12 protein-coding genes are annotated in these 15,819 nt (G+C 37.4%); 8 read left to right on the top strand and 4 right to left on the bottom strand.

Annotated elements, in window-relative coordinates; genetic code table 11:
- Positions 1-29: 29 nt before the first annotated feature.
- From LY60_RS01300 to LY60_RS01270, 7 genes are all read left to right on the top strand, one after another.
- Positions 30-1,325 (top strand): hypothetical protein, encoded by a 1,296-nt coding sequence (locus tag LY60_RS01300; RefSeq protein WP_145078905.1) that lies wholly within the window; start codon positions 30-32, stop codon positions 1,323-1,325.
- Positions 1,326-1,349: 24 nt separating this feature from the next.
- Positions 1,350-1,856, top strand: a complete 507-nt coding sequence (locus LY60_RS01295) for an L-2-amino-thiazoline-4-carboxylic acid hydrolase (protein ID WP_019227407.1) — start codon at positions 1,350-1,352, stop codon at positions 1,854-1,856.
- Positions 1,857-2,315: 459 nt separating this feature from the next.
- Positions 2,316-4,262: a DNA gyrase/topoisomerase IV subunit B gene (locus LY60_RS01290; protein WP_410176555.1), complete on the top strand. Its 1,947-nt coding sequence runs from the start codon at positions 2,316-2,318 to the stop codon at positions 4,260-4,262.
- A gap of 9 nt (positions 4,263-4,271) precedes the next feature.
- A complete protein-coding gene (locus tag LY60_RS01285) occupies positions 4,272-6,398 on the top strand; it encodes a DNA gyrase subunit A (RefSeq protein WP_145078899.1) in 2,127 nt (708 codons plus the stop codon).
- Positions 6,399-6,667: 269 nt separating this feature from the next.
- Positions 6,668-7,504, top strand: coding sequence for a potassium channel family protein (locus tag LY60_RS01280; RefSeq protein ID WP_145078896.1), 837 nt, complete (start codon positions 6,668-6,670; stop codon positions 7,502-7,504).
- Positions 7,505-7,740: 236 nt separating this feature from the next.
- Positions 7,741-8,688, top strand: coding sequence for an aldo/keto reductase (locus tag LY60_RS01275; protein ID WP_145078893.1), 948 nt, complete (start codon positions 7,741-7,743; stop codon positions 8,686-8,688).
- 286 nt (positions 8,689-8,974) lie between these two features.
- Complete coding sequence (locus LY60_RS01270) at positions 8,975-9,199, top strand: HTH-like domain-containing protein (protein WP_145078890.1); 225 nt, start codon at positions 8,975-8,977, stop codon at positions 9,197-9,199.
- A gap of 85 nt (positions 9,200-9,284) precedes the next feature.
- Here the strand turns inward: LY60_RS01270 and LY60_RS01265 are convergent, their stop codons facing one another.
- The 4 genes from LY60_RS01265 to nhaC all read right to left on the bottom strand — a co-directional run bounded on the left by LY60_RS01265 (position 9,285) and on the right by nhaC (position 14,765).
- The gene (locus LY60_RS01265) at positions 9,285-10,454 is read right to left on the bottom strand and encodes an AfsR/SARP family transcriptional regulator (RefSeq protein WP_212633433.1); all 1,170 of its coding nucleotides are present in this window, start codon (positions 10,452-10,454) and stop codon (positions 9,285-9,287) included.
- Between the two features lie 32 nt (positions 10,455-10,486).
- Positions 10,487-12,022, bottom strand: coding sequence for an amidohydrolase (locus tag LY60_RS01260; protein WP_145079761.1), 1,536 nt, complete (start codon positions 12,020-12,022; stop codon positions 10,487-10,489).
- A 97-nt stretch (positions 12,023-12,119) separates the two neighbouring features.
- A complete protein-coding gene (locus LY60_RS01255; protein WP_145078884.1) occupies positions 12,120-13,313 on the bottom strand; it encodes a M20 family metallopeptidase in 1,194 nt (397 codons plus the stop codon).
- A 21-nt stretch (positions 13,314-13,334) separates the two neighbouring features.
- On the bottom strand, positions 13,335-14,765 hold the full coding sequence (gene nhaC, locus LY60_RS01250) for a Na+/H+ antiporter NhaC (protein WP_145078879.1): 1,431 nt from the start codon (positions 14,763-14,765) through the stop codon (positions 13,335-13,337).
- 336 nt (positions 14,766-15,101) lie between these two features.
- Between nhaC and LY60_RS01245 the strand changes: the two genes are divergently transcribed.
- Positions 15,102-15,473 carry a zinc ribbon domain-containing protein gene (locus LY60_RS01245; RefSeq protein WP_170226066.1) on the top strand — a complete coding sequence of 124 codons (372 nt, stop codon included), beginning with the start codon at positions 15,102-15,104 and terminating at the stop codon, positions 15,471-15,473.
- Positions 15,474-15,819: the final 346 nt, after the last annotated feature.

Here is a 15,819-nt window from a genome sequence, read left to right as displayed (position 1 = left end):
AAATACAAAATTAAACGGAGGAGAAAGTAATGGATTCAAAATTAAATTCAAAAAGAATTACTATGGCGGTTGTTGTAGGATTGTTAATGGCATTATCAATTGGTTACTTCACATTTTATAAGCCTATGACTGGCCAATCTCAGCTAACAACACAGGATGCCTTCATGCTGATGCTTGTGGCATTGGCACTGGGAGAAGTAGTGTCAATAAAGACTAAAGCTCTCATTCCATCAATTTTTGTTTCAGCGGCTTTGTTTATAGTAGGCTTCTGGACATTGTTTCCCCAGGACATTTTAGCTATGGCAGGAATTGCTCCCAACATGCCGGGATTATTTGTAATGATCATGGTAACACACCTGGGAACAATGCTAGACAAGGATGAGCTCATAGCTCAGTGGAAGACAGTTGTAGTTACATTTGCAGGAATGGCCGGTATAGTGCTCATGGTCATGACAGTAGGAAGAATGATAGTGGGAACTGAAATTGCAGCTGTATCAACTCCGCCTCTTACAGGAGGACTTGTATCGGCAATAGTTATGCAGGGAGCTGTTAAGGATAATGAGTTTTTGTTCATAATAGCCATGGCAATGTATGTTTTGCAGGGATTTGTGGGATTCCCTCTCATAAATTACTGCCTGAAAATCGAAGGACAAAATGTATTGAAAAAGTACAGAGCCGGAGAGCTTGATTTAAATCAGTTCACAACAAAGACAGCTGTATCAGGACAGGGAAAATACAGAATTTTTCCTGAAACTCCAAAAGAATATCAGACAGAAGCAATTGTATTGTTAAAAACATTGGTTCTTGTAATCATATCAGGTTATTTGGAAGCTCTTACAAAGGGTGCCGTATCAAAATATGTATTTTGCCTGCTCATGGGAGTTCTTGGAACTGAATTGGGATTCATTGAAAGAAAACCGTTGGAATTATCAAGAAGCTTTGGCTTGTTCATCACAATAATAATGATGTTTGTATTTGCAGGATTAAAAAGCGTAACACCTGATGTGCTAAAATCTATAGCATTTACATTTGCAGTGCTTATATCACTGGCAACTGTTGGAATAGCTCTATTGTCCATTCCTGTAGGAAAAGCACTTGGATTAAGCAAAGCAATGTCATTTGCAATAGGATTGGGATCAATAGCAGGCGGTTTCCCTGCAAGCTATGTACTCAGCAATGAATCAGCAAAGCTCCAGGGACAAAATGAAGAAGAATTTAAACTCTTGCTGGACCATTTCCTGCCTAAGACGCTTGTTTCAGGATTTGTAAGCGCAACATCAGGCTCGGTTATCATAGCAGGACTATTTGCAAGTATGTTTTTCTAAAAATTATATAAGGAGAATTATAAAATGTGCATTATTAAAAACGAACCAAAAAATACTGACAACCAGGAAATCAACAAATTAAGAAACGCAATTGTTCACAGAGGACTGTGGATGGGACTTATTTTAAAGGAAGCCAAAGACAAAGGTCTTGACTGGGAATCAATAGGTCGAGAAGCAATATTTAAAACAGGATTAATTCACGGCGAAGGAATAAAAGAAAGAATGGATGTGCCAGGAAGCCTGGTTTCATTTGGAAATACATTCTTCACCGATGATATTAAAAAAATATTCGAAATTGAAGTTAAAGAAATTACAGAAGAAGTTCTGAAGCTGGAATACAATTATTGTCCTCTTCTTACAGCATGGCAGATGATAGGCCTTGAAGGAGAATTCCTTGCTAAAGTGTGCGATGTTGCAATGTGCGGTGACAGAGGAATTGACAGCAAATTCGATGATTTTGAATTTGAGCTCGGCAAGACACTTGCTGAAGGAAATGATGTTTGTGAAGTAAGTTTTTACAGAAAAAAATAATTTGCCTATTTACTTGATCAGGAAAAACCTACCAAAGTGATATAGCAAAGAGTACCTCTGGTTATTATGGGAGGTACTCTTTGCTTTTTGAATATCATCAAAAGATTTATTCTAATTACTGAAAAACCCAGCTTTGTCATCCTGAGCGTTAGCAAGGATCTCATAGTATTGAAAAGATGAGATTCTTCGGGCTGCGCCCTCGGAATGACACGGTCGGAATTTACTTTGTCTTCAACCTAAAGTATTGATATGGTATGTTGTAAAGAAGTATTACACGGTGATAATCATATTATTTATGAGAATTTCAACATTTCCCTGGAAATAATCTGAAAATTGTGATAGTATTATTTTATAATGATTAATATTTACACTATTGATACCGATATATAAACGACAGTTCTTTTATCGGTTCTGTTTTTGTGTTATAATATTTCGATTTTGTTGAAGGGAATGAAAATTTTGGTTAAAGAATATAATGCTAAAAGCATAACTGTATTGGAAGGCTTAGCTCCGGTGAGAGTACGGCCTGGTATGTATATAGGAAGCACCGGTTCAAAAGGACTGCATCACTTAATATGGGAAATAATTGACAACTCGGTGGACGAGCATTTGGCCGGAGTCTGTACAGATATAACAATAACGTTGAACAATGACGGCTCTGTTTCCGTTGAAGATAACGGCAGAGGAATGCCAACAGAACTTCACGACAACACCCTGGAGTATCCAAAGACAATTTATCCAAGGGGAGTAAGCGCTGAGAGAATCCTGCTCACCGTCCTGCACAGCGGAGGAAAGTTCAACAACGACAACTATGTTTATTCAGGAGGACTCCACGGAGTAGGGGTTTCGGTTGTAAATGCACTTTCATCATACATGAAGGTTGAGGTTTTCAAGGACAGCAAGCACTACGTGGACGAATATGTAGACGGAGGAAATGCAATAACCGAACTTGAAAACGGTGAGCTGAAGTCCGTTGGATTTACCAGAAAAAGAGGAACAAAAATCACTTTTATGCCTGACAGCACAATTTTTGAAAATATCACATTTCAAAAACCTATCATCATAAAAAAACTTAAGGAAATTGCATACCTGAACAAGGGACTTACCATGACTCTTGTGGACAAATCTGTTAATCCCAGCACAGAGGATGTTTTCCACGAAGAAGAAGGACTTGTGGGCTACATCAAGGACCTGACAAGCAACAAGGATGTGCTTTATGAAACTCCAATAAGCATAACAGCTGAGGGTGAAGACTGCTACCTTGAATTTGCAATGCAGCACACTCAGGATTACAATGAAGTTATAGTCAGCTTCTGCAACAACATAAACACAATTGAAGGCGGAACTCATGTAACAGGAATGAAGTCAGCCCTCACAAAGACAATAAACAAGTTTGCAGCCCAGCTGAACATGCTTAAAAACAAGAACTCAACCATGGACGGAAAAGACATAAGGACTGGACTTAATGCAATCATAAACGTGAAAGTTAAAAATCCTCAGTTCGATGGTCAAACAAAGTCAAAGCTTGGAAATCTTTTTGTAAAAACTTCAGTAGAAACACTTTTGTCAAAAGAGCTGGAAGTTTATTTTGACAAGGACCTGGAGCTAGTAAAAACTATAATAGAACAGTCGTTGAAGTTTGAAAAAATAAGAGTATCTGAAGGCAAGAGCAAGGAAAATGCACTCAGAAAGCCATCAGTAGGTAACAAGAAGCTTGCTTCATGCCAGCAGTCATACAACAAAGCCAAGGGAATTCTCACAGAAATATTCCTAGTTGAAGGAGATTCTGCGGGAGGAAGTGCAAAGGAAGGAAGAGACAGAAAGTTCCAGGCAATATTCAGTATGTTCGGGAAATCCCTGAACGTTGAAAAAGTTTCTGAGGAAAAAGCCTCCTCAAACCAGAAGCTTCTTCCTATTGCCAATGCCATAGGCGTGCAGATGGGAGCAGAAGACATTGCAGGACTTAAGTACGACAAAGTAATAATAATGACAGATGCCGACGTTGACGGTGCCCACATAAGGACGCTGTTACTGACTTTCTTCTACAGATACATGAGAGTATTAATTGATGAAGGACACGTTTATTTTGCCATGCCTCCTCTTTTCAAGGCTCAAAAGGGAAAAACATTAAATTATTTCTATGACGACAGTGATTTCGCCAAGTGGCTTAAAACCACAAAAAATACTGAAAGCTACATGATACAAAGATACAAAGGCCTCGGAGAAATGAATCCCGACCAGCTTTGGGAAACAACAATGAACCCTGCCACAAGGAAGCTCAAAAGAGTTTCCATTGAAGATGCAATGGAAGCGGAACAAATCACCACAACATTGATGGGGGACAAGGTTCCTCCAAGAAGGCAGTTCATTGAAGAAAATTACGACAGAGCAATTCTGGATTTATAAGGAGCAACCATGGATGAAATTATAAATGTAAGTTACGAAGATGAAATAGCACAGTCATATCTGGATTATGCAATGACTGTAATAGTGAGCAGGGCACTTCCGGACATAAGAGACGGCCTAAAACCTGTTCACAGAAGAATATTGTTTTCTGCTGACCAGCTGGGATGTTCACCTAAATCGGCATTCAAGAAAAGCGCAAGAATCGTAGGAGACATACTGGGCAAGTACCATCCCCACGGAGATGCTTCTGTATATGAAGCAATGGTAAGACTGGCTCAGACATTCAACTACACCCACCCTCTCATTGAAGGACACGGAAACTTCGGTTCCATAGACGGTGACAGTGCAGCAGCCATGAGGTACACGGAAGCAAGGTTATCTCCCATAAGCACATTGTTTTTGGAAGACTTGAAGTACAACATTGTGCCCATGAGAAAGAATTTCGATGAAACTCTCTATGAGCCTGTTGTTCTTCCTGTGCAGATACCGGCATTGCTTCTTAACGGAACATCAGGTATAGCAGTAGGTATGACAAGCAACATTCCACCGCACAACTTGACGGAGCTGCTGGATACAATAATATATAAAATAGAAAACCCTGAGGCCTCAATACCTGAACTGTTAGAGATACTCCATGGACCTGATTTTCCAACCGGTGCCATCATCACAAACAAAAGTGATCTCATAGACATTTATACCACAGGCAAGGGCGCTGTAAAACTCAGGAGCAAGTACCATGTGGAAGAACTTAAAAACGGCAAGAAGCAGATTGTTGTCACAGAAATTCCTTATACTGTCAGCGGCAGCAAGGAAAATCTCCTGAACAAAATAATAGACACGGCAAATGAAAGAAAAGAACTGAACATCACAGAAGTTAGAGATGAAAGCTCCAAAGAAGGAATAAGAATAGTCATGGAGCTGAAAAAGGACACGGACGAAAAATATGTAATAAACTACATGTTCAAGCACACAAAGCTGCAAGACAACATGTCCGTATTCATGCTGGCCATACTTAACCAGGAACCTAAGACATTCAACTTGAATGAATATATTGAAGTGTTCCTTAAGTACCAGAACGATCTTTATGTGAAAAAGAACAAACAAATTCTTGCATCCGGAGAACTGCAGGTTGAAAAATACAACGGACTGTTGTTTGGAAAGGCAAACCTCAGACTCATATACGAAATAACAACAAAGGCACCTGGCGACACTGAAGCAGAAGCAGAAAGACACATGATGAATGCCCTCATGTACGGGGACACTTCTGATTACGATGATATATCAAAGTCTGACAAACAGCTTATTTCAAAATTCCGCTGCACGGAAGTTCAGGCAGACATAATTCTTGACACAAAGCTTCGTAAGCTTTCCAAAATAAACACACTGAAAATACAGCAGGAATGCGACAAGCTCATGAAAGAAAATGAGCGCATAAGCGACATCCTTTCTTCAGACAAGAAAATATTAAACGAAATCAAGAAACAGCTTAAGACAATAAAAAAAGACTTCCCTGAAGAAAGAAAGACTCACATTACAGATATCACAATGGACTTTGTTGAAGAAAAGAAGACATACAATGTATTTGTAGATGAAAACTTCTACATCAAGACAACAAGGACCAAAATGACTGAACCGGGAATCATAAACCAGGAACTTCAGGAAACAGACAGAATTGTTGTAATAACAAACCTGGGCGAAAGCATCCTCATTAAACCTGGTGCTCTTACACTGGGAGATGCAAAGTTTAAGGGAATTGCAATTGAAAATTACCTTCCACTCAAGAACAACATAATGCATGTGTTCATTCAGGGAAAAGAAGGAGAGCTGTTGTATATTACAAAGGACGGATTTGCAAAGCTTGTAAGCTATGAGCAGTTCCTAACTTCAAGAAGCTCCAAGCCATACCTCACAGAAGAAAATGAACTTTTATTTGTGAAGGAAGTATTCGAGAAGGACACAATTGTTTATAAGACGTTAAGAGGCAAGGAAAAAACAATAAACATTTACAAGAACCTCATGCCCCTTTCAAAGAGAACAGCCAAGGGCAAGAAAATATTCACCAACAAGGATGACTTTGAATCTATTCAGATTGTTCACAAGGAAATCCCAGAAGAAGAACAAATTTCATTGCTGTAACAAAATAAAACCTGTATTCACCAAGACGTAGGGGCGGATCTTGTGTCCGCCCGGGTTTATTGATCTATTAAATGCGGGAGGACACGAGGTCCTCCCCTACAAAATGTGATTTCAAATTTATCGACAATTGCCGATGTTAATCAATTTGCATAATATTAGTTTGAATACAATCTCGCAGTCCATAGGGGCTGTTTTTTTATTACATCATATTTGAAATAAATATTTTATTACGGATATAATATAAAGGCTAAAAAATCGTGAGGTGGCACATGAGGAAAGAATATCCTAAAAAAACAAGTCTGGGTTGGGTGAGCAAAATAAGAAATCAGCACATGGCAGTTGTGCTTGCAAAGATGCTTTGCTATTACACACTAATCAACCTTGTATTTTCAGTGCTTTATTACATTTTCCAAGTGCTTGCAGCAGAAACATCATTTTTTGACTATGTTTATTTTTCATTTGTGACATCCCTTGCCATTGGATATGGTGATTTTGTTCCCCTCACTGTGCTGGGCAAACTGTTGGTTATAATTCATTCAGGCATAACAGCGGTTTATTTTGCTCTCATGATTTCAATATTGTCCATTAAAATGCTGTATCCAAGAAATCTCATTAAGTTTTCCCGTTGCATAATATATAATTCTGAAACAGATACACTTATTTTCAGAGTCATAAACACAAACAAGGAACCTCTCATCAATCCTGAGCTTAGAATCAGCGTCACAGAGCACAACACCGGTGAATCAAGTCCGGGGGTGTTCAGCATAACAACGGACAACAACATAACATATCTTGGGAAGCTTGATTATTCATATTCAGTTAAAAATACATTTGGGAAGTTCAATGTTTATGAAGAAGCAAAAAAGGCAGTTCAATTTAACAAAGAAACAGATTCTCTGGAAAGCCGTTTCAGAATAAACATGTCACTGACCGGAAGCTATGGCCTCAATCAAATTGCACTTAGGAAAAAATATTACGCAAATGAAATAATTCCCGGCAAATGCTTTAAACCAATTACATACAGCAAACAAGTCTACATTAAAAAAGAAATTACATACAAAAAAATAAAGAATTTTTGGGAAGACTTTGAAGCAGTAGAAAAATAATAAAATTTGTTTCTGATAGCAGGCAACTAAATTATGAGGATAATATATAATTATGGAAATAAATAATAAAATCATATATAATATTTAACATGGAATTATAACTAGAGAGATCTTCGGATAATCACCCGGCTTAAGCAAATGACAATGTCTAGTACTGTAATCCTGAGTGCAGCGAAGGATCTCATTTTTGAATTTTATATAATCAGTGCAAAATATATAGCATAATGGAGGTAAGCATGAAAAAAGTTGTATTAGGAAAAACAGGATATGAAGTAACTGAAATTTGTTTTGGATGTCTGCCGTTTGGGCCTCTTCAGAAGGATTTATCTGTTGAAGATGCTGCAGATGTTCTGTCCTACGGCCTTGATATGGGAATTAATTTCATTGACACAGCACAGATGTACAGGACATATGACCATATAAAGCTTGCTTTGGATAAAAGAGCGGACAAGCCTATAATTGCAACAAAATCTGCAGCAGCTACATATGAAGACATGGACGTTGCAGTTAAGGAAGCATTGGAAGGAATGGGCATAGATCATATTGACATCTTCCACCTTCATTCTGCAAAGATGGGGACAGACCTTTTTGAAGTGAGAAAAGGGGCTCTCGAATGTCTGAAGGATTATAAAAACAAGGGTATAGTTAAAAACATAGGAGTGTCAACACACAATGTTGAGCTGGTTGATTTATGTTCAGAGCGCGACGACATAGATGTTGTTTTCCCCCTCATTAACAAGGTTGGAAGAGGAATAATAAACGGAAGTGTTGAAGACATGAAAAAGGCAATCTATAAATGCGAGCAAAAAGGTAAAGGAATTTATCTCATGAAAGCATTGGGAGGCGGAACGCTGATTGATGATTATGATGAGAGCATGAAGTTTGCCAGAAACCTAAGCGACAATTATTCTATAGCAATTGGAATGATCAGCAGGGAAGAAGTTCTATACAATGTGAATTATTTCAACGGGCAAAAGGACCTTGAAGGAATAATAAAAATGAAAAATAAAAAAATGGTCAAGGTCATAAAAAATGTATGTCTTGCCTGCAAGACATGCGTTGAAAACTGCCACAGCGAAGCCATAAGCATGGTAGACGGCAAAGCGTTCATAGACCAGGATAAATGCATACAATGTGGATACTGCATTGCTTCATGTCCTCATTTTGCCATAAGAATGATATAAATATTAAATGTTGTAACAAGTATATTACGCAATTGTAATATGCTTGTTTTTTGTTTTCTAAAAGCCAATATCAAATGACAAGGATTTCATAAAAATGAATAAACTTAAAGAAACCAGTCTCTAACTCACTTAAGCCGAAATTAAAAATCTTTCATTATAATCTATTTTCCAACGATAATCAATAGATGAATGTTAAGTTATCGTAATACAGCTCTATAAATATTGAAAAAAATGTAATAATATGATATAATAATTAAAATGAGTTTCAAACTTAAGGAGTGATTACATGACTGAAAAGGATTTAGGAAAAATTTTAAAGGAAATGCATGACAAAGCAGAAGAAGGATTTGAAAGCACAAATATTCTGCTATTTGGAATTGAATTTGCACAGATTATTTTAAAACAAAACTACAAATCTACAAATATTGTCCGCGCTTCAGGACTTCACCCATCATATTCAATTGAATTGAGAAAAGGCGTGAAACTTTCTAAGTTCGTAAGACCAATCTAGACGAAAATATATCCAATTAAATAAAATATATAAACCGCTTATTTTTCAGATCTTATTAGTTAATCATTCTGTAAAAGAAGCGGTTTTATTTTTCAACAAAATTCAGTCCGTGTATTTCCTTACTCTTAAGATATTCAACAACACTGGCAGACACTTCATCAATGTTTTTAAAATTTAAAATCAAAATTTCAACATCTCGCCCCTTGGCGAAGCTTTCAATAAGTTTCACAAAAGCATTGACTATGCAGACTCCCATAACTTCTCGTTTATGTTCACTTTCGTGGTCAGTCTTGACGCTGACATATTTCATTATGTTTTCTTGTATGTGACCCAGGTCCATAATTTCCTTAACAGAGAGATTATTTATTGTATGCTCGTCAGCCATGTCGGCAATCTTGCCCACAACATCTGAAATCCAGAAATAATCAATGTTTTTCATACAGCGTGAAGTAATTTTCACCTTACTGCTTATTTGAAGATTTGCAGATACAGTGCTGCTGAGTAAGGAATTTTCTGGTTCATTATTATCACATAGGGAAAGTCTTATTTCATTGTATTTGTTTCTCAGTTCGTTTGACGGAGGTATACCCAGGCTGCATGCAAGCTTGTTGCAGAAATTGTTGAAGTATGCTATAGCAGATGCTCTTTTTCCGTTTTTTGAATGAATATCCAGAAGCTTCAGAACCATTTCTTCATCAAAAGGTTCTATTTCGAGAATTTCATTAATTGCTTCAGTGCATTCCTCATAACAGTCTTCATTTTCATAAAGATCGGCCAGTCGCTTGAGAATTTTAACCTTGCGTTGTTCGAAATTTATTCTTTCGTATATGATTAAATTGTTAAACTCATCGCACTTATTAAAATAACATCCCTCCATCAAGTCTCCCCTGAAAAGTTTTTTTAATTTTAAAATACTCTCCACAGAATCATTTTCGCTTGGCTTGAATTTCATAATATCAAAAATATCACACTCAAATTCAAAATTTTTGTTTATGCAGCAGCAGTCATTGTCTACTTTAAGGAAGGGGTTTCCATTCTTGTCCTCACCTATGTTTTTCTTGATAAGCCAAAGATTGTATCTCAAGTTGTACTTTGCAGCTTCCTGATTGCTGTCAGGCCAAAGATACCCTATAATTTTATCCCTGCTCAAATATCTCTTGTCATTGAGCACAAGAAGGCATACTAAAGCAGAGGCCTTATTTCCCAGCTGGTCCTCTATTATTTTGCCATTGTATTCAAATCTTGATTTACCCAAAAAACTAATGCTCAGCATATCATTATCCTATCTTACACAAGACTGTTGTAAAGTATTTCTCCGGATTTTATTGTGACACATACATTTATTTCTTCAATTTTATCCTTTGCTTTTTTAAGAATATCATCATCCAATATAACTACATCAGCAATACATCCTGGCTTTAATATACCCTTTTCTTTTTCCTGAAAAATTCCATAGGCTCCGTTGCAGGTGTACATTTTCAATGCTTCGTATACATCAACCCTGTGCTCTTCGACCGGATGATTCACAGCCGAATGAATTCCAAGAAGTGGTCTTGGTTCTGTGACGTCGCTGTCAGAGCCGCCGCATATTACAACACCTTTTTCAATAATTTCTCTGAAGGGGTTTGACAATGTATATTTGTCTCCAAGCCGCTGCTCATACATTTTACCTCGTCCTCCCCAATATGATTCATAGGTTGGCTGCATTGAAAAAATTATGCCAAGTTCTTTTGCTCTTCTAATCTGCCTGTCAGTAGCCAGCTCAGCATGTTCAAGCCTGTGACGAAGGCCTGTGATGCCTGTTTGGTAGAGTGCATTTTCATGAGCATTAAGTGTAATTTCTATTGCTCTGTCTCCTATGGTGTACAATGCAAGCTGCAGGTTGTTTTTGTAACAATTCAGTACAAAATCATTTATTTCCATTTGATTGAAACAAAGACTTCCCATGGTTCCCGGCCGGTCTGCATATTCAAATGACAATGCAGCCGTCCTTGCTCCCAGAGTTCCGTCTATGTACAAACATCCGCCCAGCCTTTTTAATCCCATGGATTTTATTTTTTCAATGTCCATGGTCTGATAAAACAATTCCATGTCAATTGGAAAATTTCTGCTGTTTTCGAACACAAAATCTGCATCTTTGTCACTGTACAATGTTCCGCCTTCCATTGCATTTACGGTTGTTATTCCATTCTTCAGAAGTGTTTCCATGATTCCTGAAACTGCATTTTTTCGTACTTCATCAGATATGTTTTTTAATATGTTTGAACGAAGTATGGCATTGGCCTGCTTTCTGAATATGCCCGTCGGCATTTGCTTTTCATCTGTTTCGATTCCCTCTGCAGTAAAGGGTATTTTAAAATAAAGCATTGCGCAGGTGTTGAGCATGCTTACCTGATATTCCAGGGAGTTGAGTACAACAGGCACATCATTGCAATATTGGTCCAGCAGCTTTCTCCCGGGAAATGTTTTTTCAACAAATTGTCCTTCTTCAAGCCGAATTCCCCTGATGTAGTCACCAATAAATGATTTTGATGCTTCCCTAATTCTTTCACCGACTTCCGCATGTGTCATAACACCGCTTAAATCCAAGCTGACAGAATTAAGGGCAGTTTGCACCACATGAAAATGACTGTCAATAAATCCAGGAAGTACAGTACATCCCTTTGCATCCAATACTATTGTGTCCTCATGGACAATATCTTCATAATCATTTCCTGTACCTAAAGCAATAATTCTGCTTTGAGAGATTGCAATCCAATTTTTTATTTCTTTATTTTCCATTGTCATGCAACTTCCGTTTTTTATTAAAATATCAGCGTGCATCATACTCCTCCAAATGCATCCATTACAATACTAACAAAATTATAGCACATATATTGATTAACATCAATAAAGGGCGGCAGATTACTGCCTCCCTTAATCACTGATTGCACAAAACTTTTTCAAGAAAAGCGTAAATAACTTCAGCAGTTTTAAAAACAGATTCTAATTCTGCATACTCATCAATTCCATGAAAATTGCTTCCTGCTGCTCCGAATATTACTGCCGGTGCTCCCAGACGAGACCCCAGGTAGTTAAAATCTCCTATGCTTTGAAAATATGAAACGCTTGGTTCTGTCTTGCACACATTTTTTATTGTTTCCATAAAATCCTTAGCCAGCGGTTCTTCTCCGGTTATAGTGTATGGCAAAAATCCTTTGGACCCTTCTGAAGGTGCTTCTCTGAATTTAATGTTGTACCTGCATTGTATGTTTGCTCTTTTTAATGCTTTTTCTATTTCATCAGTAATGGTCTTTTCACTTTCTCCAACAACTATGTGCCAGAACAGTCTTAACTTTGCGTAATCAGGAACACTGCATGCTCCTCCGTCACTTTCCACAGCCACCACACATGCTGATCCTTTGCCAAGGTGAGGATCTTTTTTGTAGTCTATATTTTCAAGTTCACATATGAATTTAGACGCATCGCTGACTGCATTTATTCCCATTTCAGGAGTTGCTGCATGTGAAGATACTCCAAAAAACTCAACCTCAAGACCATATCCGCCCCTTGCTCCCAGACATATGTTAGGGAAACTCTCGCCAGTAAAACCGGCACTGGGCTCTGTTACAATTGAGAAGTCAACATCGTTCAGGTAGCCATCTTCGATCAGGGAATTTGTTCCCATTCCGTATGGACCTTCCTCCACAGACACATATGTAGCAATTATTTTGCCGTTAAAATCACTGTGATTTTCGTGGAATGCCTTTAAGGCAATCATGGTTGAAGCACACCCGGATTTCATGTCCAAAGCTCCTACACCGTAAAGTCTGTCACCGATAATTTCACCTTTGGGATTTACTGTCCAACCGTTGCACAGTCTCACCGTATCCAGATGACCGTTTATGCAGATTACGGGTCCGCTCTTTTTTCCTTCTAAATTAACAACAATATTCTTTCCTTTAAATCCTGTAACTTTTTTTTCATGATATTCATGAATGAGTGGTTCCATATTGTTTTGAATAAACCATTCATAGACAAAGTCCATGACATTGTCTTCTTCAAAATACGGGCTGTCAATAGAGACAAGATTCATCAGCAATTTTGTTGTATGTTCCTTTTCGATTTTATACATATTACACCATTACTTTCATGATTATTTTGCTATATTTTCAACAGTCGAATCAGATGTTTCCTCGTTTTTCCATATAAATTTTCCTGTTGTTGCATAGATTATTGCAACTATCGGAGTAAGGTAACAAAGGAAAGCATAAGGAAGGTATTCCATAGTTCCTACTCCCAACGCTCCTGTAAAGAATACACCACAGAGCCCCCATGGAACCAACGGTGATGTCACTGTTCCTGAATCTTCGCAGGTTCTTGAGGCAACATCGTTTCTTATGCCAAGCTTCTGATATGCAGGAAGATACATTCTTCCGGGTATAATAATTGCAACATATTGGCTTGCTGAAATGAAGTTTACAACTATTGAAGAGATAATATGTGTAATGATGAGATTTCTTGCACTTCTTGTGAGCCCCGCCATTTTGTCGAGCAATGATTCCAAAGTTCCTGTTTTTTCAAGAATTCCTCCATAGGAAAGCCCCAGATAGCCAAGAGACACAGTCCACATCATTGCCTGAATACCGCCTCTGTTCAGAAGCTTATTAACATCTGCAACACCTGTTTCAATTCCAAAACCATAGTTCATGAATGACATCATCTGAAGAATGCTGTAACCCTGTGCAACTATTGCGATAACCATGGCTATTAACGATGCAATAACCATTGCTGCAAGTGCGTTAACTTTTTTTACAGCCATTATGATAACAGAAAGAAGAGGTATCAGGCTTATCAGTGCATACATTGGGGTTACGTTAAAATTAGCTGAAATTCCTTGAAGAATTGCATCAACTGCAGTGGTGTCTATTGTTGAAGCACTGTATTTCATGCCCAACAGCGTATAGATTACAAGTGAAATTATAAACGCAGGAACTGTTGTGTACAGCATACTTTTTATATGAGTAAACAAGTTCGCTTCACTTACACCTGCTGCAAGATTTGTTGAGTCTGACAAAGGTGACAGCTTATCTCCGATTACAGCTCCTGAAACAACTGCTCCTGCTGTAATAGCCGGAGGTATTCCAAGGCCTATGCTTATTCCCATAAATGCAACTCCGAATGTTCCACCTGTAGTCCAGCTGCTTCCTGTGCACATGGACGCTATGCTGCATATTATAGCTGCAGTCAATAAAAATACCTTTGGATTGATTATTTTAAGTCCGTAATAAATCAATGCCGGAATTGTACCTGATGCAATCAGTGCCGGAATCAACATTCCTATGAACATCAATATCAGCATCGGAACCGTTGCTATTTTGCAGCCATGCATTATTCCATCTTCAACAGAAGACCATTTTGTTCCTGTAGCCAGCAGAAGAACCACTGCAAATGAAATTGAAAACACAAGTGTCATGTGAATATCAGGACTGCCTGCAACAAAAACCTGAACAATTATAATTACGAATAAAAATGCTACTATCAAAAGCGATATCGCAAATGATGGTTTTTTAGAAGTATTCTCCATTACTTCACCCTCCTTATTTATTTAATATAATTTTATAACAACGTGTTTTTTTTGTTGTTGATAAATTTGTTTAAATAAATAATTTGTTGTTTAAAATTTAGTAAACACATAAAATCCATTTCAAACACTTTTTAAACGCTTTCAAAACATTAAATATAAATGAATCATGCAAGTATATATCAAGTTATTTTAATTTCGTGGTATATAATATTATAAAGGATGATTCACAAGAAGCAAAACAATTCTCTGAATACTTCAAATTAAACACTTGAACATTATGTCGACAATCAATATAATATAAACAAACTAAAAGAAAATGGTGATAAGATGTTTTTTATGGCAGGAGTTTATCCTCAACGAAAGGAACTTAATTTCAACAAAACAATATTGTGCAGCTGCTGCAATAAGTACGGGCGATACCAAGCATTCATGGAATGTAATGTGCTGAATTTATTTTTTATACCTGTTTTCAAGTTCAGCAAAAAAATATACGTTAAAACAACATGCTGTAACAGTCTTTACCTTGTAACAAACAAGGAAAAAGCAGCGCTTCTTGAACATGGACAAGGAGAAGACATATACCTGGGAGATGAAGACATGCAGCCTGTACACATGGGATACTGCGGCTTGAATACCTGTCCCAGCTGTGGATTTGAATCAGAACAGGATTTTAAATTTTGCCCGAACTGCGGCGCACCACTGAAATAATATTCAAAATAATTTAAATTAAAACCCCGAAATTAGCGATGAATTTGAAATCCCGGATCGTAGGGGAGGACCTCGTGTCCTCCCGCATTTAATAAATCAATAACCCCGGGCGGACACAAGATCCGCCCCTACGTATCGATGAAATGATATCTTACCATGAATCTGAAATTCCGGATGAATCATACACCAAAAGGTGTATTTTTTTTATAATTTTTCTGCTTCATGAAACAATCATATTGTCAACATCTTTTCAACACATAAGAATAATATCATATAGAAAAGTTAACAATACAAATACACATGAGTTAACATAATAAAATATAAAATTACAATCTACTGATTTTAA

Origin of the sequence: Sedimentibacter saalensis (genome assembly GCF_007830175.1) — a bacterium.
Taxonomy (GTDB): Bacteria; Bacillota; Clostridia; order Tissierellales; family Sedimentibacteraceae; genus Sedimentibacter; species Sedimentibacter saalensis.
Note: the sequence above shows the minus strand (reverse complement) of the source record. Positions and strands in the feature narration are given on the sequence as shown.